This is a genomic window from Sphingomonas sp. CD22, from assembly GCF_034556155.1.
Lineage (GTDB): Bacteria > Pseudomonadota > Alphaproteobacteria > Sphingomonadales > Sphingomonadaceae > Sphingomonas.
In genome coordinates this window covers 589,135-609,764 of sequence record NZ_JAYDYX010000001.1, presented here as the reverse complement: position 1 = coordinate 609,764, position 20,630 = coordinate 589,135, and the positions used below count along the sequence as shown (strand labels likewise).

Annotated in this window: 18 protein-coding genes; 8 read left to right on the top strand and 10 right to left on the bottom strand. The window is 68.1% G+C overall.

What is annotated here, in order from left to right; genetic code table 11:
* Positions 1-459: 459 nt before the first annotated feature.
* The 3 genes from SFC76_RS02735 to SFC76_RS02725 all read right to left on the bottom strand — a co-directional run bounded on the left by SFC76_RS02735 (position 460) and on the right by SFC76_RS02725 (position 3,682).
* Entirely contained in the window at positions 460-699 is a 240-nt protein-coding gene (locus SFC76_RS02735; RefSeq protein WP_171009465.1) for a hypothetical protein, read from the bottom strand.
* Positions 700-1,004: 305 nt separating this feature from the next.
* Positions 1,005-2,018 carry a polysaccharide deacetylase family protein gene (locus SFC76_RS02730; protein ID WP_322847943.1) on the bottom strand — a complete coding sequence of 338 codons (1,014 nt, stop codon included), beginning with the start codon at positions 2,016-2,018 and terminating at the stop codon, positions 1,005-1,007.
* The gene (locus SFC76_RS02725; RefSeq protein ID WP_322847942.1) at positions 2,015-3,682 is read right to left on the bottom strand and encodes a HAMP domain-containing sensor histidine kinase; all 1,668 of its coding nucleotides are present in this window, start codon (positions 3,680-3,682) and stop codon (positions 2,015-2,017) included. Before SFC76_RS02725 ends, SFC76_RS02730 begins: the two co-directional genes overlap by 4 nt.
* Before the next feature lie 197 nt (positions 3,683-3,879).
* On the opposite strand from SFC76_RS02725, the gene SFC76_RS02720 reads away from it, so the two are divergent.
* On the top strand, positions 3,880-4,347 hold the full coding sequence (locus tag SFC76_RS02720) for an Lrp/AsnC family transcriptional regulator (RefSeq protein ID WP_038658436.1): 468 nt from the start codon (positions 3,880-3,882) through the stop codon (positions 4,345-4,347).
* 77 nt (positions 4,348-4,424) lie between these two features.
* Here the strand turns inward: SFC76_RS02720 and SFC76_RS02715 are convergent, their stop codons facing one another.
* Complete coding sequence (locus SFC76_RS02715; protein ID WP_322847941.1) at positions 4,425-5,744, bottom strand: hypothetical protein; 1,320 nt, start codon at positions 5,742-5,744, stop codon at positions 4,425-4,427.
* 163 nt (positions 5,745-5,907) lie between these two features.
* Between SFC76_RS02715 and yaaA the strand changes: the two genes are divergently transcribed.
* From yaaA to SFC76_RS02685, 6 genes are all read left to right on the top strand, one after another.
* A complete protein-coding gene (gene yaaA / locus SFC76_RS02710) occupies positions 5,908-6,648 on the top strand; it encodes a peroxide stress protein YaaA (protein WP_322847940.1) in 741 nt (246 codons plus the stop codon).
* Positions 6,630-7,334: an SDR family NAD(P)-dependent oxidoreductase gene (locus tag SFC76_RS02705; RefSeq protein WP_322847939.1), complete on the top strand. Its 705-nt coding sequence runs from the start codon at positions 6,630-6,632 to the stop codon at positions 7,332-7,334. The genes yaaA and SFC76_RS02705 overlap by 19 nt, the downstream gene beginning before the upstream one ends.
* 360 nt (positions 7,335-7,694) lie before the next feature.
* On the top strand, positions 7,695-7,991 hold the full coding sequence (locus SFC76_RS02700) for a hypothetical protein (protein WP_322847938.1): 297 nt from the start codon (positions 7,695-7,697) through the stop codon (positions 7,989-7,991).
* A 114-nt stretch (positions 7,992-8,105) separates the two neighbouring features.
* On the top strand, positions 8,106-10,922 hold the full coding sequence (gene gyrA / locus SFC76_RS02695) for a DNA gyrase subunit A (RefSeq protein ID WP_322847937.1): 2,817 nt from the start codon (positions 8,106-8,108) through the stop codon (positions 10,920-10,922).
* Positions 10,919-11,272: a DUF952 domain-containing protein gene (locus tag SFC76_RS02690; protein ID WP_322847936.1), complete on the top strand. Its 354-nt coding sequence runs from the start codon at positions 10,919-10,921 to the stop codon at positions 11,270-11,272. The genes gyrA and SFC76_RS02690 overlap by 4 nt, the downstream gene beginning before the upstream one ends.
* A gap of 96 nt (positions 11,273-11,368) precedes the next feature.
* Entirely contained in the window at positions 11,369-11,926 is a 558-nt protein-coding gene (locus tag SFC76_RS02685) for a hypothetical protein (RefSeq protein WP_322847935.1), read from the top strand.
* A gap of 173 nt (positions 11,927-12,099) precedes the next feature.
* On the opposite strand, the gene alaS is transcribed toward SFC76_RS02685, so the two are convergent.
* From alaS to SFC76_RS02670, 3 genes are read right to left on the bottom strand one after another with little or no spacing between them, the layout of a single operon-like run.
* Positions 12,100-14,760: an alanine--tRNA ligase gene (gene alaS / locus SFC76_RS02680; protein WP_322847934.1), complete on the bottom strand. Its 2,661-nt coding sequence runs from the start codon at positions 14,758-14,760 to the stop codon at positions 12,100-12,102.
* Positions 14,761-14,804: 44 nt separating this feature from the next.
* Positions 14,805-15,197 (bottom strand): hypothetical protein, encoded by a 393-nt coding sequence (locus SFC76_RS02675; protein WP_322847933.1) that lies wholly within the window; start codon positions 15,195-15,197, stop codon positions 14,805-14,807.
* An 11-nt stretch (positions 15,198-15,208) separates the two neighbouring features.
* Positions 15,209-16,468, bottom strand: a complete 1,260-nt coding sequence (locus SFC76_RS02670; RefSeq protein ID WP_322847932.1) for a Xaa-Pro peptidase family protein — start codon at positions 16,466-16,468, stop codon at positions 15,209-15,211.
* Positions 16,469-16,541: 73 nt separating this feature from the next.
* Between SFC76_RS02670 and SFC76_RS02665 the strand changes: the two genes are divergently transcribed.
* On the top strand, positions 16,542-17,855 hold the full coding sequence (locus tag SFC76_RS02665) for a dicarboxylate/amino acid:cation symporter (protein WP_322847931.1): 1,314 nt from the start codon (positions 16,542-16,544) through the stop codon (positions 17,853-17,855).
* Between the two features lie 6 nt (positions 17,856-17,861).
* On the opposite strand, the gene SFC76_RS02660 is transcribed toward SFC76_RS02665, so the two are convergent.
* From SFC76_RS02660 to recA, 3 genes are all read right to left on the bottom strand, one after another.
* Positions 17,862-18,497 (bottom strand): glutathione S-transferase family protein, encoded by a 636-nt coding sequence (locus tag SFC76_RS02660; protein ID WP_322847930.1) that lies wholly within the window; start codon positions 18,495-18,497, stop codon positions 17,862-17,864.
* A complete protein-coding gene (locus tag SFC76_RS02655) occupies positions 18,494-19,321 on the bottom strand; it encodes a class I SAM-dependent methyltransferase (RefSeq protein WP_322847929.1) in 828 nt (275 codons plus the stop codon). The genes SFC76_RS02660 and SFC76_RS02655 overlap by 4 nt, the downstream gene beginning before the upstream one ends.
* Positions 19,322-19,515: 194 nt before the next feature.
* A complete protein-coding gene (recA, locus tag SFC76_RS02650; RefSeq protein WP_038658396.1) occupies positions 19,516-20,589 on the bottom strand; it encodes a recombinase RecA in 1,074 nt (357 codons plus the stop codon).
* Positions 20,590-20,630 lie beyond the last annotated feature (41 nt).

Here is a 20,630-nt window from a genome sequence, read left to right as displayed (position 1 = left end):
AAAGAACAATCCGCGGGCCTGTCCTACATCTTCGTCGCAGTGGTAGGCGTCCGCAAACAGCGCTCACGCTCTTTCTCATCGCGACCACGCCATAGGTGCAAGAATGGAAACGATGAGGGGCTGATCGTTTCCATTAAGGTGTCCATCTTGTCCATGTCGTCCAACACGACGAGCCTGTCACAAGCACTGGACCGACGCATTTTGGCAAGCTGGCGCAGCGACCTCGACACCATCGATCCGTCACCCCGGACGTGATCCGGGGTCCCGCTACGTCCTCTAACGATGCCGATCGAGAAGAAGCGAGACGAAAGGCCAAGCCCAGCGTGACGAAATCGAAGCGCTCCGACTTCACTAAACGTCGACCCGCCGGCCCCAGAATCAACAAGGGGAGCCGAAGCTCCCCTTGCGTCACGTTCCGATCAACGGCGCCGCGAGGGCACCGCCGGTCTGCGAACGATCTTAGTTGCTGTCGCTATTGTCGTCGTCGGCGACGATCACGATGCCAGCAACGACGGCAGCCGCCGCGACGAGCGCGATGATCAGACCGCCACCGGCGAGCTCGTTCTTCTTGGCCGAAACCGAACCGGTGCGAACCGACTTGGCAACCGACAGGCTCGCCGCCGGGTTGGCAGGAGCAGCGGCGGCCGGAGCGACGGCCAGGGCGGCTGCAGCAGCCGCCATCAGATACTTGGCAACCATGATGGTCTCCCCTCTACGTAGTGAGCCGTCCCCTTGGCAGCGAGCCGAAGAAAACACAATCCGAAAAGTTCGCGCTACCATCAAATAGGCGATGAATTGCACCGTGCGGCACGACGAACCGCCCGCGTTACGACCGATGAGGCAGCAATAGCGGTTGCCTATCCCACGCAAAGCAAAGCTTGCTTGTCAGGACTGGGCCAATGCGGAAGATGCCGGCAGCAAGGTGGTTTGTTGCACTTTGAAGTCGCGATCTTAATCTTGCGGCAACATCTGCCGCGACGACGATTGCTTTGCCGGTCGGGGCGTCAGGTGGCATCCGCCGCCGCGACGATGTCGTCGATGTCCGCCGGCTTCACCCCGAGCGCGTCGAGCAGATCGAACATCAATGCCCACCACGTCCAGAATTGTGCGAGATCGTCGCGGCTGCGCACATAGGGCGTATGCCCGGGCACCAGGCTCGGCGAATGGAAGGAGAAACTGATCAGCCGCTGCCCCTCCTCCTCCACCGCGACGCGGACGGCGGCCAGGGCATCGGCGATCGGCATATCCTCGGGCGTCAGCGCCACCCGCTGCAACAGCCCCGTACGCGCCATCGCGCCCCGCCCGCGCGGCACGCGCGCCAGCGCGGGATAGATCGCCGCACCCTGCCGGCGCAGCCGCCCGGTGAACACGGTGGTCAGCGGCACCTCGACCAACGATCCGATCCGGAACGCGTCATTGCCCACCGCCGTGAAATCCGGCCCGAGGTCTCTGCGATAGTCGTAGCGCGCCCGCATCGAACTCTCGACGCGATAACCGCGATCCGCGAGCAGCCCGGCGGTCGCCGGCCCGATGCCATAGCGCCCGGCGCGATAGGCGAGCGGCGGCCGCCCGAACGCCTCGGTCAGCAGACCGGTCAGGCCGTCGAGCTTGCCCGCCTCCAGCGCCGGCGGCAGATTGCCTGCATAACTGTCGCCAGCCACCGGCGTCGCATAAGGCGGGGTCACCCAGGCATGAAGCTGCGCCCCCAGCGACGCGCGTCCGTCCGCCAGCACCCCGCGCAGGATCTCCACCGCCGCCGCATCGCTCGCCACGGGATGATCGACCATATAGGCCGGCCCGATCCCCCGCTCCGCAAAGCGCGCATGCGCCTCGGGCAGCGCGCGCATCGCCGTGACCGCGCGATGCGCCGGATCGAGCGGCGCCGACCAGTCGAACTCCTCCTCGACATCGACGAAGACGACGAAGCGGCGCCCGAACGCCGCCGGCCAGCGGATCAGCGCCTCCCGCGCCGGCGCAGGCACCCGATACGGCGAAGCGGCGCCGCCTCGCCCGGTCAATGCGTCGCCTGCGCCACCGTCTCGTCCACCGCCGCGGGCAGCCGCAGCGTCAGGAGATGCTCGCCGAACACCAATTCGCCGCCCAGCTCGACCGCGAGATTGCGCGCCAGCCGCAACGCGAAGCCGGTGCCGAGCAGCGGCGCGCCTTCGGCATCGGTCGGCCCCGCACCCTCGCCGTCGAGGCTCAGCAACGCTTCCTCGCCATCGGCGGACAGCGCCAGCGGCCGGGCGAAGCAGATCGCCACCTGCCCGTCGGGCGCCGGCGCCTCGGCGATATCGATCCGCTCGCCCGCCACCGCCGCCGCGGTCAGCGCCGCCAGCAACCGCGACAACAGCCGCTCCAGCGCGCGATCGTCGCTCAGCGCGGCATGGTCGCCCATCGGGTGGATATCGAGCACCGTGCCCCGCAACGCGGCCAATGGCGCGAGGTCCTGCGCGATCCGCTCCAGCAGCGGCTCGAGCGCGACCGGGCCGGGCCGCAGATCGAGCGCCTTGCCCTCGATCCGCGCGGCGGTGTCGAGATCCTCGATCGCGCCGAGCAGGCTCGCCGCCTGCTGGCGGATGGTCACCGCATGTTCGCGATAGACGGGCGCGACCGGGCCGAGCAATTGTGCCTCGATCAGCTCGGCGAAGCCCGCGATCGCATTGGTCGGCGTGCGTAGCTCATGAACCAATTGGCGCAGTGAATCGGACACCATCTTGCGCGGCGAGAGACTCGCCTCCTCGTCGGCGCGCGGCCGGCGGGCGATCGCGACATAGCCGGTGAAGCGCCCGCTCTCGGCATCGAATTGCGGCGTGCCGGCGACGCGCCATGCTCCCGCCGCATCCGAATGACCGCCGACGTCGAGCCGCGCGCCGGCGAAACGCTGGCGCTGGCGCAATGCCCCGGTGATCACCGCGTCGACGCGGACCTCCCCCTGCGACAAGCCGACCGCGAGCGAGGCACCGATCAGCGCGCCGCGCGTCACACCATCCACCGCGCGGATGATGCCGAGATGGTCGGTATCGAAATGGAAATAGCTCGGCGGCTCGCTCGCGACCGCGGCGATCTGCTCGTTGGGATCGCGCTGCTTCTGGAAGGCGTCGATCCGCGCGACGAGATCGGCGATCTGGAAACCACCTTCGGCATCGGGTTCCGGCGGCGGCGGCGGCGCGGGTGGTTGGGGCTGCGGGAAGAGCGCGACCGTATCCGCCGGCGCCACCGGCTCGGCGAGGTCGTTGGCCGGAGCCGGCGCATCGTAGCGCAGTACGAAATCCGCCGGACCGAAACTGGCGAGCCCGCGTTCGACCGCGCCCGGCAGGTCGCGGCGGTGGCGGAGGAGGGCGCGACCATGTAAATCGAGCCGGGGAAGCAGCGCGAGCCAGTCCGAATCCGCCAGTTGCGCGGTGCGCAGCAACGGCGCGGCGACCTCAATCGCATCCTCGGCGAAGAAGCCGATCAGCGCCGCGGGCGGGCGCGCGAAGGCCAAGGCGCGCGCACTCGCGGCGCGAATCGCCAGCGGCACCACCGATCGCAGCTCGCGCAGCCGGTCCAGCGACGCCGCATCCGCGGGGATACGCCCGCGCCCCATCAGGTCGGTCAGCTGCCGCCACGCCGATTGCGCGCCGAACCCACTCTCCATGTCGGCCGAAAGCACCGTTTTCAGGCTATCGTCGAAACGCACACCAACTCCTGGAGACCGCCCCACCTGAACGATGTGCGCGCTGATCCCTTAACGATCGGGGCACGCGAGAGGAACTGCCGATTTGTCGGCTGCCGGCGACACGTCGCATAGTGGGACAATTGCGTTGCGCCGCAATTTTCTTATGCTTAGGGGGAGCCGCCGTTTACATCCGGCCTGTTCCTGGAGTTTGATACGCAATGTCCTTCGATCGGATCGATCGTCAGATTCTCGCCCACCTGCAGCAGGATGGGCGGATGACCAATGTCGAACTGGCCGAACGCGTCGGGTTGACCGCGCCGCCCTGCCTGCGCCGCGTGCGCGCGCTGGAGGAGGCAGGCGTGATCCGCGGCTATCACGCCGACCTCGATCCCGCCAGCCTCGGCTTTCCGATCACCGTCTTCGCGATGGTCTCGCTGCGCAGCCAGGCCGAGCACGACCTCGCCGCGTTCGAGGCGCATGTCGCGGACATTCCCGAGATCCGCGAATGCCACATGCTCAACGGCGAGATCGACTTCATCCTGAAGATCGTCGCCAGCGACCTGAAGAGCTTTCAGGAAATCCTGACGACGCACCTGACGCCGGCGCCGAACGTCGCCAGCGTCAAGACCTCGCTCACCATCCGCACCGCCAAGTCGACCTCGGGCATCCCCGTCGTCATCGACTGATCCGCGACGGCGGACGACGAACGAAAAGGGGGCGGCCCGTCGCCGGACCGCCCCCTCTTTGCGTCGATGCCGGTCGATCAGGCCGGCGTGGCGGGCGTAGCGGGCGTGGCGCCGACCTGGGTCCAGGTGTTCCACAGCGCGGCGATGCCCGCACGCGGATTGCCGGTGACCGCACCGAACGCCGCCTGCGCGCCGGCCTTGTCGCCCGACTTGGCGAGCGCGATGCCAAGGCGGGTGTTCACCTCATTGGCGTCGACGCCGCCCTTGCCGAGCGCCGCGCGATACAATTCGATCGCCTTGGCGTAGTTGTTCTGGCCGAGATAGGCGTCGGCGGTCGATGCGGCGATCTTGCCGTCCTTCGATGCCATCGCGGTCTTCTCGCTGCTCGCCAGCGACCCGTCCGCCTTGATCGCGGTGTTCGCCGCGGTCAGCAGGCTCTTCGAGAAGGTGCTGGTCGCCGGGATCTTGCCCGAGGCCATACCCTCCTTCAGCACCGCCGCCGCCTCATAGGGGTTGCCGCGGTCGTAGACGTTCTTGGCATAATCCTCGTACATCGCCTGATCCGGCATCGCGCCGGCGGTACGCAGCAGGCGATACAGATCGACCGTCTGCGCCTTGTCCGGCGCGGCGAGGCTGTTCTGCGCGAAGGCATATTGCAGGATGACGTCGCGCCACACCCGCGCATTGGGATAGGCCGAGACGTATTTCTGCATCCAGGCGAGCGTTTCCGGCGCCATCTTCTTGTTGTTCGCGGTGGCGATGCCGAAGCGGTAATAAGCCTCCGGCACGGTCTGGCCCGCCGCCTTCTGAGCGGTGATGAACCGGTCGAGATCGGCGAGGCCGCCGGCGGTGTCACCGGCCTGCACCTTCACCTTGGCGAGCTGCAGATCGAAATCGGGGCTGTTGTAGCCGGCCGCCTTCGCCTGGGTGAAATATTGGGTCGCGACCGGATATTGCCCGCTGTTGTAGGCGAGCTGACCACGACGGAACAGATATTTGCCGCGATCGGCGGCAGGCGTGTTCTTGGCGGCGATCAGCGCATCGAGCGGCTTGGCGAGCACGGTCTCGTCGAGCGGCGCCTTGGGATTGGCCTCCTGCGCGATGACGAGCTTGGTGTTCTCCAGATCGTAGCGGAGCGCGGCGGCGATATATTTGTCGTCGTCGGTGGTGGCGGCGGCCTCCACCTGCGCGACCAGCGGCTCGGCGGTGGCGGGATTGCGTGCCTTGACGGCTTCCTGCGCCTGGAAGGCGATCGCCTGCACCGGCTTGCTGAGCTTGAAGCCAGGAGCCGCCTGCTCTTCCTTCTTGTCCTTGGCGGCCGCGGGGGCGACGATCGCCAGGCCGCTCACGCCGGTGGCCAGCACCGCGACCAGCGCGAGCTTCGAAAGGGTCTTCATGCTAACTCTCTCTCCAGATAGTGAGGCATCGCTGCCGCTAACGTCTGCGGGGCTTTAACGGTCCGTCGCAAGCCGTTCAAGCGATGCCATGCCCGCCGCGGTTGCGGCATGCGCACTGAACGGCGATTGAACGGGCGCCACGGGGCGGCTACCGGCGGGCACGATGATCGCCGTCCTCTCCCCCGCCAAGACGCTCGACTATGAGTCGCCCATCCCCGATGTCGCGCCGACCCGGCCGCGCTTCGCCAGGGAGGCGGAGACGCTTGCCGCCGCCGCGTCGCACCTGACGCAGAAGAAGCTGTCGGAGCTGATGCACATCTCGCCGGCGCTGGCCAAGCTCAACGCCGACCGCTTCCGCGACTTTCCGGACGCGCCCGAACGGCCGGCGATCTTCGCCTTCGACGGCGACGTCTATACCGGCTTCGACGTCAAGACGCTGGAGGAGGAGGCGCTTCCCTTCGCGCAGGACCATCTGCGGCTGCTCTCGGGCCTCTACGGCATGCTGCGCCCGCTCGACCTGATGCGCCCGTATCGGCTGGAGATGGGGACGCGCTGGGCGCCGCGACGCAAGAAGCTGACCGACTGGTGGGGCGACCGCATCGGCAAGGCGCTGGCCGAGGACGTCGTCGCCGACGGCGAACGCGTCGTGCTCAACCTCGCCAGCCAGGAATATTGGGCGGGGGTCGCGGGCCACCTGCCCGCAGACGTACGCGTAGTGGCGATCGATTTCCGCGACGGCGATCGCTTCGTCAGCTTCCACGCCAAGAAGGCGCGCGGGTTGATGGCACGCTGGATGGTCGAGCATCGCATCACCGACATCGACGCGATGCGCGGCTTCGACAGCGACGGCTATGCCTATGACGCGGCGGCGAGCGGCGATGACCAATGGCGGTTCTCGCGTTGAGCGCCGCGGTCGTCATCGGTGCCTCCGGCGGGATCGGTGCCGCACTGCACGAGGCGCTGGCCGACGAAGGGGCCTATGCGCGCGTCCATGCACTGTCGCGGTCGGGCGCCGCGCCGATCGACATCACCGACGAGGCGAGCATCGCCGCCGCGGCGGCGCGGATCGCCGACGGGCCGGCACCGTCGCTCGTCATCCTCGCCACCGGTCTGCTGCACGATGCGGAGCACGGCCCCGAAAAAAGCTATCGCGAATTCGATCCGGCGTGGCTCGAACAGGTGCTGCGCGTCAACGCGGTCGGGCCGGCGCTGGTCGCCAAGCATCTGCTGCCGCTGATGCCCAAACAGGGACGGACGGTGTTCGCCGTCCTTTCGGCGCGGATCGGCAGCATCTCCGACAACCGGCTCGGCGGCTGGTACGGCTATCGGATGGCGAAGGCCGCGCTCAACCAATTGGTGCGGACGCTGAGCATCGAGGAGAAGCGGCGCAACGATCGCTCGATCATCGTCGGCCTGCATCCGGGCACGGTCGACACCGGGCTGTCGAAGCCGTTTCAGGGCAACGTGCGCCCGGGAACGCTGTTCACGCCGGATCGCGCGGCGTCGCAATTGCTCGACGTGATCGACGGCCTGACGGTGACCGACAGCGGCAAGCTGTTCGACTTCGAGGGCAAGGAAGTCGCGCCCTAGGCTTCTGGTGGTTGCGACACCTGGCCTCGCCTGCCGCGCTTCCAATGCATGAGGCTCGATCGGCTTCACCATGAAATTCGTCACCCCGGACTCGTTCCGGGGTCCACCGGGCCGCAAGGGGATGGTGTCCCCTCAGGCCTCGCTCCTCGCCGCGGAGTGGACCCCGGAACAAGTCCGGGGTGACGGGGTGAGGCGGGAATGAGGGTTCCCTGCCCCCGCCGGAAGGCGACAGAATAAGCGCCAGCAAGCCCGCAAACATGACAGAATCGTCACGTTTCAGCCATTTACGCGTTAGTTCGGCACGCGCATCCTTGCCGCCACGACGACGCGATCCACGCGTCCGCCGGTGGAGATGATGCCATGACCAAGTCCCTGCCCTTCGCGATGCTGGCCGTCGCCTCGCTGTGCTGCGGTTCCGCCGCGCTCGCCACGCAGGCCGCCACGCCGAAGACCACCGCCAAGACGGTGGCGACCAGCCGCACGACGACGACCACCAAGCCCGCGGTCGGCCGCCCCACCGCGACGACCCGGACGACGACCCGCACCGCCGCCGCCGCCAAGGGCCGGATGGTCACCACCAAGACCAGCACCGGCAAGACCGTCACCTACGATTGCAGCAAGGCCGGCAACGCCACCAAGGCCGCCTGCAAGAAATAAGCGCCGCCACTCCTGTATCCCGCGCGCACGCGTATGTGCGTGCGCGCGTGACTTTCGGTCCGGGTGGTCCTACAAGATCGGCACACTTCTGTAACAATCCGAAAGCGTATAGCCTTGGCCGACGAGACCACCCTCGCCGAACCCTCCGACATTTCGACGATTTCCATCGTCGACGAGATGAAGTCGAGCTATCTCGACTATGCGATGAGCGTCATCGTGGCGCGCGCGCTGCCCGACGTGCGCGACGGGCTGAAGCCGGTCCATCGTCGCATCCTGTTCTCGGCGCAGGAAAACGGCTTCCTGTTCAATCGCCCGTACCGCAAGTCGGCGCGCATCGTCGGCGACGTGATCGGTAAATACCACCCGCACGGCGACACCTCGATCTACGACGCCTTGGCGCGGATGACGCAGGATTGGGCGATGCGCCTGCCGCTGATCGACGGTCAGGGCAATTTCGGCTCGATGGATCCCGATCCGCCCGCCGCGATGCGCTACACCGAGGCGCGCCTCGCCCGCGCCGCCAATTACCTGATGGAGGATCTCGACAAGGATACCGTCGATTTCCAGCCCAATTACGACGCCAGCGAGCGCGAGCCGCAGGTCCTGCCGGCACGCTTCCCCAATCTGCTCGTCAACGGTGCGGGCGGCATCGCGGTCGGCATGGCGACCAACATCCCGCCGCACAATCTGGGCGAAGTGGTCGACGCCTGCATCGCCTATATCGATGCGACGATGGCCGGCGGCACGATCTCGATCGACGAACTGATCGAGATCGTCCCCGGCCCCGACTTCCCCACCGGTGCGATCATCCTCGGCAAGGCGGGTGCGCGCTCGGCCTATCAGACCGGCCGCGGCTCGATCATCGTGCGCTCGCGCCACATCGTCGAGGAAAGCCGCGGCGACCGGCGTTCGATCGTGCTCACCGCCATCCCCTTCCAGCAGGGCAAGAACGCGCTGGTCGAGAAGATCGCCGAGGCGGCCAAGGACAAACGGATCGAGGGCGTCAGCGACATCCGCGACGAATCGAACCGCGAGGGCGTGCGCATCGTCATCGACCTCAAGCGCGACGCGACGCCGGACGTGGTGCTCAACCAGCTCTGGCGGCACACGCCGGCGCAGGGCTCCTTCCCCGCCAACATGCTCGCGATCCGCGGCGGCCGGCCGGAGACGCTGAACCTCAAGGACATCATCCAGGCGTTCGTCCAGTTCCGCGAACAGGTCATCACCCGCCGCTCGAAGTTCGAGCTCAACAAGGCGCGCGACCGGGCGCATATCCTGCTCGGGCTGGTGATCGCGGTCACCAACCTCGACGAGGTGGTGCGAATCATCCGCGGCTCGTCGAGCCCGGCGGAGGCGCGCGCCGCGCTGCTGGCGCGTGAGTGGCCGGTCGCCGAGATCGCCCCCTATCTCAGCCTGGTCGAGGCGGTCGAGGGCATCCAGGTCGGCGAAAGCTATGGTCTGTCCGACGTGCAGGTTCGCGCGATCCTCGATCTGCGTCTGCATCGCCTCACCGCGCTGGGCCGGGACGAGATCGGCGACGAGCTCAAGGGCCTCGCCGATTCGATCGCCGCGCTGCTCGAGATCCTCGGCAACCGCAAGCGGCTCTACGAAGTGATGCGCGAGGAGCTGGTCGACGTCCGCTCGATCTTCGCGACGCCGCGCCGGACCGAGATCGCCGCCGCCGCCGACGGCATCGACGACGAGGATCTGATCGAGCGCGAGGACATGGTCGTCACCGTCACGGTGCAGGGCTATATCAAGCGCACGCCGCTCGACGCCTTTCGCGCGCAGAAGCGCGGCGGCAAGGGGCGCGCCGGCATGGCGACCAAGGAAGAGGATGCGATCACCAGCCTGTTCGTCACCTCGACGCACACGCCGGTGCTGTTCTTCTCCAACCTCGGCAAGGTCTATCGCAAGAAGGTCTGGCGCCTGCCCGAGGGCGGGCCGGCGACGCGCGGTCGGCCGATGATCAACCTGCTGCCGCTGGCGCCGGGCGAGACGATCTCGACCGTCCTGCCGCTGCCCGAGGACGAGACGCGCTGGGGCGACCTGCACGTCATGTTCGCCACCGCCAACGGCACCGTGCGCCGCAATGCGATGGACGCCTTCGCCAACATCCCGTCGAACGGCAAATTGGCGATGCGCTTCGACGAGGGGTCCGACGACAAATTGATCGGCGTCGCGGTGCTGACCGAAAGCGACGACGTGCTGCTCGCCACGCGCAACGGCAAGGCGATCCGCTTCGCCGCCACCGACGTGCGCGAGTTCCAGAGCCGCACCTCGACCGGCGTGCGCGGCGTCAGCCTCGGCGAGGGCGACGAGGTGATCAGCCTGTCGATCCTGCGCGGCGTGCCGTTCGATACCGACACGCGCGACGCCTATCTGCGCGCCGCACCGTGGAAGGAGGGCGAACGCGAGACGACGCTCGACGCCGAGACGCTGGACGCGATGGAGAAGGCGGAGGAGTTCATCCTCACCGTCACCCAGAACGGCTATGGCAAGCGCACGTCCGCCTACGAATATCGCCGCACCAATCGCGGTGGCCAGGGCATCACCAACATCGTCTCCGCCGGCCGCAACGGTCCGGTGGTGGCGAGCTTCCCGGCGCATTCGGGCGAGCAATTGATGCTGGTCACCGATCAGGCCAAGCTGATCCGCATGTCGGTCGGCGACGTCCGCGTCACCGGCCGCAACACGCAGGGCGTGACGCTGTTCAGCGTCGCCAAGGACGAGCATGTCGTCTCGGCTGCGCGGATCGACGAGGAGGAAGAGCCCGAGAACGAGGCCGAGGCGGTGATCGCCGAGGAACTGGGCGGCACCCCCGCGCTGCCGGGCGAGGACGATCTGGTGGTCGACGACGGCACCGGACCGCAGACGATGGACGAAAGGGTCGACGAAAGCGACGACGGCGAGAGCGGGGACGCGGCATGAGCGAGCGTCCCACCACCGCCTACAAGGTGCTGACCGCCGAGCAGATGGCCACGCTGGAGCGGGACCGCCAGTTCGCCGGCGCGCCCGTAGACCTGGCCGACGGCTACATCCATTTGTCGACCGCGGCGCAGCTCACCGGGACGGTCGACAAGCATTTCGCCGGACAAGGTGATCTGCACGTCGTCGCGGTCGATCTCGGCAGCTTCGGCGACACGCTGAAGTGGGAGGAATCGCGCGGCGGCCAGCTTTTCCCGCATCTCTACGAGCCGCTGCTGCTCGAAACCGTCATTGCCTATGGTCCGCTGGAGCGTGCTGCGGACGGGACGGTCCGATTGCCGATCGCCGGCTGATCCCGGTTCAGGCTCCGCTCGCCGAGAAAGGCGGGCGGAACCGCATTTGGAGCACCATCGTTACCCCGTCACAACGACCAAGATGGGAGAATTCCAATGCGTACCCTGGCCCTGACGATCGGCAGCCTGATGATGGTGCCCGCCGCGGCTCTGGCACAGCAAGCCCAGCCTGCCCCCGGCGCCGCTGCGACCACCACCGGTTCCGCCACCGCCAGCGCGCCCACCGTGGGCGCGACGATCTATGACAGTGCCGGCGTCGCGCTCGGCACCGTCGCCAGCATCACCCCGCAAGCGGTGATCCTCAACACCGGCACCGCGCAGGTGCCCGTGCCCCCCGCCTCGATCGGCAAGACCGACAAGGGCTTCGCGATGGCGATGACCAAGGCCGATCTCGACGCCGCGGTCGCCAGCTCGCAGGCGCAGGCGCAGGCGGCGGTGAAGTCGAAGCTGACGCCGGGCACCGCGGTGACCGGGCTCAACGGCGCGACGCTCGGCACGATCAAGTCGGCCGACGCGCAATTCGTCACGCTGACCACCGCCAAGGGCGACGTGAAGCTGCCGATCGCCGGCTTCAGCGCCGATGCGAGCGGCAAGATCGTCGCCGGCATCACCGCCGACCAGCTCGCCGCGGCCACCGCCGGCGCGGCGAAGTAACGGATCGGGGAGGGTTCGCCCTCCCCTTTTTTTTCCGACGTAGGACGGCTGGACCGGATCGACATCCGGTCAAATTCCTTCCCTGCCAGGGGGAGGACTTGCTTCAGGCCTGAACGTCGATCCTCGTGTCGACCATCAGGCTCACCGCCGCATCATCAACGCAAAGACGATCTTCAGGCCGCGACCGCCTGCTCGGTCAGCGCTGCGCGGATCGCCTCGATCGCGTCCGCCGCTTTCGCCCCATCGGGGCCGCCACCCTGCGCCATGTCGGGCCGGCCGCCGCCGCCCTGCCCGCCGAGCACCGCGACCGCGCGACGCAGCAGATCGACCGCATTGACCTGACCGACCAGATCGTCGCTCACCCCGACCGCGATCGAGGCGCGGCCGTCGTTGACCGCGACCATCACCGCGACGCCCGCACCACCGAGCCGCTGCTTGGCATCGTCGACCGCACCGCGCAGCCCCTTCGCCTCGAAGCCGTCGAGCACCTGGCCGATGAAGGCGACGCCGCCGACCTGCTCCGGCCCGGCGGCCGCACCGCCGCCACCGCCGCCCATCGCGATCGCCTTCTTCGCCTCGGCGAGTTCACGCTCCAGCCGGCGCCGTTCGTCGAGCAGCGCGATTACCCGCGCCGGCACCTCGTCGGGCGTCGTCTTGAGCGCGCTCGCCGCCTCGCGCAGCCGCTCGTCGCGACCGTTGAGATAGGCGCGCGCCGCCTCGCCGGTCAGCGCCTCGACGCGCCGCACGCCCGACGACACCGCACCTTCGCCGACGACCTTGAACAGGCCTATGTCGCCTAGCGCATTGACGTGGGTGCCGCCGCACAGCTCGACCGAATAGGTCTTGCCGCCATCCTCGGTCCCCATCGACACGACGCGGACCTCGTCGCCGTATTTCTCGCCGAACAATGCCATCGCGCCCTCGGCGATCGCCTCGTCGGGGGTCATCAGCCGCGTCGTTACGCTGCCGTTACCGCGGATCTGCGCGTTGACCGCGACCTCGGCGTCGGCCAGCTCCTCGGCAGTCATCGCCACCGGATGTGATACGTCGAAGCGCAGCCGCTCGGGCGCCACCAGCGAGCCCTTCTGCGCGACATGCGTGCCCAGCCGCTGGCGCAGCGCCTCGTGCAGCAGATGCGTCGCCGAATGGTTGGCGCGGATCTGCGCGCGGCGCGCGACGTCGATCTGGAGGCGAACGGCATCGCCGACCTTGATCGACCCGCTCTCGACCTTCGCATGATGGACGAAGACGCGGCCCAATTGCTTCGAGGTTTCGGTCACCGCGGCGCGCAAGCCGCCGTCGGTCGCGATCGTACCGGTATCGCCGACCTGCCCGCCGCTCTCTCCATAGAAAGGCGTCTGGTTGACGATCACCGCGACGCTGTCGCCGGCCGCCGCCTGATCGACGCGCGCGCCGTCCCTGACCAGCGCGACCACCTCGCCCTCGCCGACGTCGGCGCCATAGCCGATGAACTCGGTCGAGCCGGTTTCCTCGGCGATGTCGAACCACAGATCGTCCGACGCCTTGGCGCCCGAGCCCTTCCATGCCGCGCGCGCCGCGCGCTTCTGCTCGGCCATCGCCGCATCGAAGCCGGCGCGGTCGACGGTCAGCCCCCGCTCGCGCAGCGCGTCCTCGGTGAGGTCGTAGGGGAAGCCGAACGTGTCGTAGAGGCGGAACGCGGTCTCGCCGGCGAGCGTCGCGCCCTCGGCCATGTCCGCGGTCGCTTCGTCGAGCAGCTTCAGCCCCTTGTCGAGCGTCTTGCGGAACTGCGTCTCTTCCTGGCGCAGCGTCGCCTCGATCAGCGGCTGCGCGCGGACCAGTTCGGGATAGGCGGCGCCCATCTCGGCGACCAGCGCCGGCACCAGCCGGTGCATCAACGGCTCCTTGGCGCCGAGCAGATGCGCGTGGCGCATCGCGCGCCGCATGATCCGGCGCAACACGTACCCGCGGCCTTCGTTGGCGGGCAGCACGCCGTCGGCGACGAGGAATCCCGACGAGCGCAGATGATCGGCGATGACGCGATGCGATGCCCGCCGCGGCCCCTCGGCATCGGTGCCGGTCAGCGAGGTCGAGGCGGCGATCAGCGCCTTGAACGTGTCGGTATCGTAATTGTCGTGGACGCCCTGCAACACCGCCGCGATCCGCTCCAGCCCCATGCCGGTGTCGATCGACTTCTTGGGCAGCTCGCCGACGATCTCATTGGCCTCCTGCTCATATTGCATGAAGACGAGGTTCCAGATCTCGACGAAGCGGTCGCCATCCTCGTCCGGGCTGCCGGGAGGGCCGCCGGGGATATGGTCGCCGTGATCGTAGAAGATCTCCGAACAGGGGCCGCACGGACCGCTGTCGCCCATCGCCCAGAAATTGTCCTTGGTCGCGATGCGGATGATCCGCTCTTCGGGCAGATATTTGGTCCACAGGCCGAACGCCTCGTCGTCGGTGTGGTAGACGGTCGCGGTCAGCTTCTCGGCGGGGATGCCCCAGACGCTCGTCAGCAAGGTCCAGGCGTGGTGGATCGCCTGTGCCTTGAAATAATCGCCGAACGAGAAATTGCCGAGCATCTCGAAGAAGGTGTGATGCCGCGCGGTATAGCCGACATTGTCGAGGTCGTTGTGCTTGCCGCCGGCGCGCACCGACTTCTGGCTGCTGGTCGCCGTCGTATAGGGCCGGCTTTCGAGGCCGGTGAAGACGTTCTTGAACGGCACCATCCCGGCGTTGACGAACATCAGCGTCGGGTCGTTCTGCGGCACCAGCGGCGCCGAAGGCACGATGGCGTGGCCCGCGCTAGCGAAATAGTCGAGGAAGCCGCGGCGGATGTCGTTGGTCGAGGTCATAGGCCAAGCGACTTAGGCGAGAGATGGCCCGCCCTCAAGCGTCGTTACGCGCCACCACACATGTGCTGCGAATCGGGCAGCGTCCATGATTCCATCGTGCGCAGGTTGGTGGTCGTATAGATCCGGCCGCGATCGTCGCCCGGCGGGCAATGCCGTGGGATACTGACGAGACAGGCGAGCACGCGATCCCCCCGCCGCGCATTCTGTGCCGCCGCAACGCGGCTGTAGGAGACGCCGTACAGGCCGTTGGCGAGCGATATGCTCGTTCCGCTCTCGGGCACCGGCCGGCCCGATCCATCCTCCAGCCGCGCGGCAACGTTGCGCACCGTGCTGAACACGCATGTCCCGACCCGCTTGGGCAAGCCCGGCGGCTGCGCCGCGACCGCAGGTCCTGCAAGCGACAGCAGAGCGATGGCGTAAGCACAGGAAAGCCGCATATGCTGGTCCTTCATCCGAATGGCTGATCGATCGATTTGGGCGGCGTACTGAACCAGCGCGGACCTTCCGCGGTCATGTGGAAGCAATCCTCCAGCCGGACGCCGAACCGGCCGGGCAGGTAGATGCCGGGCTCGTTCGAGAAGCACATGCCGGCCGCCAGCCGCGTCGTCTCGCCACGGACGAGGTTGACGGGTTCGTGCCCGTCCATGCCGATGCCGTGACCGGTGCGATGCGACAGGCCGGGCAGCTTATAGTCGGGGCCATAGCCGACCCCGTTATAATAGTGCCGCACCGCATCGTCGACGCTGCCCGCGGCGACGCCGATCCGCGCCGCGGCGAGCGCGACCTGCTGGCCGCGCGCCGCCTGATCCCAGACCTTGCGCTGCGCAGCGGTGGCGCTGCCCTGCGGCACCCAGGTGCGCGAGATGTCGGATTGATAGCCCTGCACGGTGCAGCCGCAATCCATCAGCAGGATCTCGCCCGCGGCGATGCGATGCACCTCGCGGCTGCCGTGCGGCAGCGCGGCGGCGGGGCCGATCAGCGCCAGCGCGAATTCGGGATCGCCGCCGAGCCGGGTGGTCGCGGCGGTCATCAGCGCGCCGATCTGGCTGCCGGTCATCCCCGCCTCGACCCGCGGCGCCAGCCAGCGATAGGCGGCGAGCGTCACCTCGGTCGCGGTCTGCATCAGCGCGAGTTCGGCGGGCGTCTTGATCATCCGGCAGCCGCGCACCACCGGGTTGGCGCTGACCTGTCGCGCGTCGGGGGCGAGCCGGGCGAGGTCGGTGGGGATGAAGACGCGCGTCGTCTCCTCGATACCGATCGGCAGCCGGTCGAGCCCGCGCTCCTTCAGCCAGCCGGCGACGACGGCGAGCGCGTTGCCGTCCTCCTGCCAGACCCGCACCTCGGCCGGGACGCTCAGCGTCTGGCGGACCGACGGCTCCTCGAAGAAGGGCGTGACGATCAGCGGTTCGCCCTCGCGTGGCAGGATCGCCAGCGTCGGCCGTTCGCTGCGCCCCCAGCGCACGCCGGTGAAATAGAGCATCGACGAGCCCGGCTCGATCAGCACCGCGCCGAGCCCGCTCGCCGCCATCAGCGCCTGTGCCCGCGCCAGACGGCGGGCGCGCTCGTCGCGGCCGATCGGCACTGCGCCCGTCGTGATATCGCGCAACGCGGACAAATCGGGCTCGGCGGCGCGGAGCAGCCCCGACGACAGGAGCGGCACCGCCGCGGCGGCGGCGAGGAGCGAACGACGCGAGGGCGTGAAGACCATGCGCCAGCGATACGGCGCTTGACCCGGCGGCCGCAATCCCCTTCCCTAACGGCGAATCCTGGAGTTTTCGTGCATGGCCAAACGGCTGACCTTGTTTATCGTGATCGGCCTGTTGCTCGGCGTCGTGGTGGGACTGGCGATCAACGGCTGGCTCGACGACGGTTCGCCGGCATCGGCGGCGCGGCTGAAGGGCATCGCCGGCTATTTCGCGATCGGCACCACCGTCTTCCTGCGGCTGATCAAGATGATCATCGCGCCGCTCGTCTTCGCCACGCTGGTCAGCGGCATCACCCAGATGGGCGACACCTCCGCGCTCGGCCGGGTCGGGGCCAAGGCGATCGGCTGGTTCGTCTCGGCCAGCCTGCTGTCGCTCGGGCTCGGACTGGTGCTGGTCAATCTGATCCGGCCGGGGGTCGGCATCAACCTGCCGCTGCCGCCGGTGACCGCCGATGCCGGCATCGCGACCGCCGCGTTCAGCCTCGACACGTTCATCACGCATATCGTCCCCGCCTCGATGGTCGAGGCGATGGCGACCAACGAGATCCTCCAGATCGTCGTCTTCTCGATCTTCGTCGGCGTCGCGATCACCGCGGTCGGCGAGCGCGCCGCGCCATTGACCCGCGCGATCGACGGGTTGGTCGCGGTGATGTTGCGGATCACCGATTACGTCATGCGCGTCGCGCCGCTCGCGGTGTTCTGTGCGGTCGCGGCGACGCTGACCGAGCGCGGGCCGGGCGTGATCGGCCAGCTCGCCTTCTTCATGGGCAGCTTCTACCTCGCCTTGCTGTGCCTGTGGGCGATCCTGCTCGGCATCGGCTTCCTGTTCATCGGGCCGCGCATCCGCGATCTGATCCGCTACGTCCGCGAGCCGTTGCTCGTCGCGTTCACCACCGCCTCGTCGGAAGCCGCCTATCCGCGGATGCTGGAGGCGCTCGACAAATTCGGGGTGCCGCCGCGCATCGCCAGCTTCGTGCTGCCGCTCGGCTATTCGTTCAATCTCGACGGCTCGATGATCTATATGACCTTCGCGTCGCTGTTCATCGCGCAGGCCTATGGCATCGCCCTGCCGCTCGGCACGCAGATCGCGATGCTGTTGTTCCTGATGATCTCGTCCAAGGGCATCGCCGGCGTTCCGCGCGCCAGCCTCGTCGTGATCGCCGCGGTGCTGCCGGTGTTCAAGATCCCCGAAGCGGGCCTGTTGCTGATCCTCGCGATCGACCATTTCCTCGACATGGGGCGGACCGCGACCAACGTGATCGGCAATGCGGTGGCGGCGTCGGTGGTGGCGAAATGGGAGGGCGGGTTCGATCCGCGCGAACCCGCAACGATCGACCCCGCGGTGGCGGAGGGGCCGGCGGCACCTGCGGCGACCAGCTTCCGGCACTAGCCCGCATCATGCGTAGGCGTAGCGGCCGCCCTTCTCCAGCGCCGCGCGATAGGCCGGCAGCGCGTGGACCTTCTCCAGCCACGCGATCGTCGCAGGGCGCGAGGCGTCGAGGCCGGCGCGGCTGCGCGCCGCCTCGATCGGGAAGCTCATCATGATGTCGGCGGCGGTCATCACGTCGCCGGCGAACCACGGACGCTGCGCCAGCTCCGATTCGACGTAGTCGAGGTGGACGTCGATCATCGGCTGGATGCGCTTGACCGCCGCCTTGCCCATCAGCGGGATGCGGCCGAGTACCAGCTTGAGCAGCAGCGGCGGCATCATCGAGCCCTCGGCATAATGGAGCCAGAACCGGTAGCGCAGCACCGATTCGCGATGCGCCGGCGGCCCGAGCCGGCCATCCGCCTTCTCGACGAGATATTCGACGATCGCCCCCGTCTCGGCGATCACCCGGCCGCCGTCGGCGTCGAGGTCCTCGATCACCGGCGACTTGCCGAGCGGATGGACGCGCTTCAGCTCCGGCGGCGCGAGCATCGTCTTGGGATCGCGTTCATATCGCTTGATCTGATAATCGAGCCCCAGCTCCTCGAGCATCCACAGGATCCGCTGCGAGCGGCTGTTCTCGAGATGGTGGACGATGATCATATTGTCTCCCCTGTCGCGCGGGCGGTCCATAGCCATGCCGCAGCAGGGAAATCCACGACGCTGCCATTTCGTTGCGCCGCCAGCGCCGCGCGCAGGCGGGCGAGGAGCGCCGGGCGGTCTGCCGGGGCGGCGTCGCGCAACCGCGAGGCGGCGGGGCCGATGCGGGTCAGGAAGGCGACGGCATCCTCGACGGGATCGTCGCCCTCGCCGACGCGATAGGCGAAACGGACCAGCGTCGGCGTCGCCTCGGCCCAGCCGGCCTTGGCGAGGATAGCGGCGCATCGATCGCGATCGGCGAACGCGAACGGGCCGGGGACATAACCGGATGCGCCTTCGGCCGCGGGGGTGACCAGTGTCGCCCAGGGATTGTCGGCAACCGCGGCGAAGCAGCTGAACACGATCCGGCCCCCGGAGCGGGTCGCACCCCGTAGCCGGGCGAAGGCGGCAACGGGATCGGCGAAGAACATGACGCCGTGGCGCGAGACGAGCAGGTCGAGCGGCGCGAGAGCGGCGGCGGTGTCGAGCGCGTCGCCGATGCGGAAGGCGAGATTGGCGTGCCGATGACGCGCCTCGGCGACGGCAAGCAGGTCCGCCGACAGGTCGGCGCCGGTGACGTGCGCGTCCGGTCGGGCGGCGGCGAGCGCGGCGGCGGTGGCGCCGGCGCCGCAGCCGATGTCGAGCGCGGCGAACGGGCCGGCGGGCGCCGCGGCGCGGATCGCGGCGTCAAGATAAGGAGCGAGGCCGGCGAAGGCCCGGTCGGTGTTGCGCCATTCCTCCGCCCAGACGGTGCCGACACGCGCGCTCCAATCCAAAGCGGTGGTCACTGGGACGAACTCCTTTCCGGCCGCTGCCGATGTGCGACCCCGTCGCGACCGGCAACATGGACAAGTTGGACACCTTAATGGAAACGATCCGGGTTCATCGTTTCCATTCTTGGATCATTGCCCGGTATCCCCGACGCAAAAGAACCCGCCGTTACCGGCGAGTTCCCTGCGAAGCGTCTGGCGGAACGCCGGCATCAGATGTCGTCGTCGGCTTCCGGACCGGCCATCATCTCTTCGGCGACCTTTTCGGTGCGCTGGCGGATCGCCTTTTCGAGGCGGTCGGCCATTTCGGGATGTTCGCGCAGATAGGTCTTCGAATTCTCGCGACCCTGGCCGATGCGGACGCTGTCGTAGCTGAACCAGGCACCCGATTTTTCGACCAGCCCCGCCTTGACGCCGAGATCGAGGATCTCGCCGATCTTGGAGATGCCCTCGCCGTACATGATGTCGAACTCGACCTGCTTGAACGGCGGCGCGACCTTGTTCTTGACGACCTTGACGCGGGTGGCGTTGCCGGTTACCTCTTCCTTGTCCTTGATCGCGCCGGTGCGGCGGATGTCGAGACGGACCGAGGCGTAGAATTTCAGCGCGTTGCCGCCCGTCGTCGTCTCCGGGTTGCCGTACATCACGCCGATCTTCATGCGCAGCTGGTTGATGAAGATCACCATGCAGCGCGAGCGGCTGATCGAACCGGTCAGCTTGCGCAGCGACTGCGACATCAGACGGGCCTGCAGGCCGACATGGCTGTCGCCCATCTCGCCCTCGATCTCCGCGCGCGGCACGAGTGCGGCGACCGAATCGACCACCAGCACGTCGATCGCGTTCGAGCGGACGAGCGTGTCGACGATCTCGAGCGCCTGTTCGCCGGTGTCGGGCTGCGACACGATCAGCTCGTCGATGTTGACGCCGAGCTTCTTGGCATAAACGGGATCGAGCGCATGTTCGGCGTCGACGAAGGCGGCGGTGCCGCCGCCCTTCTGCGCCTCGGCGATGACGTGCAGCGCGAGCGTCGTCTTGCCCGACGATTCGGGGCCATAGACCTCGATCACGCGGCCGCGCGGCAGGCCGCCGACGCCGAGCGCGATGTCGAGACCGAGCGAGCCGGTCGAGATCGTCTCGACCTCCATCGACTGTTTCGCGCCGAGCTTCATCGCCGAGCCCTTGCCGAAGGCGCGGTCGATCTGGGCCAGCGCGGCGTCGAGCGCCTTCTGCCGGTCGGTGGATGCGGTTGCCATGCCGGTGTCGATCACTTTCAGATTGGCGGCCATCGGGAGGTTCCTCGCTAGAGCAAGCGCGTCGCCGGGGCAAC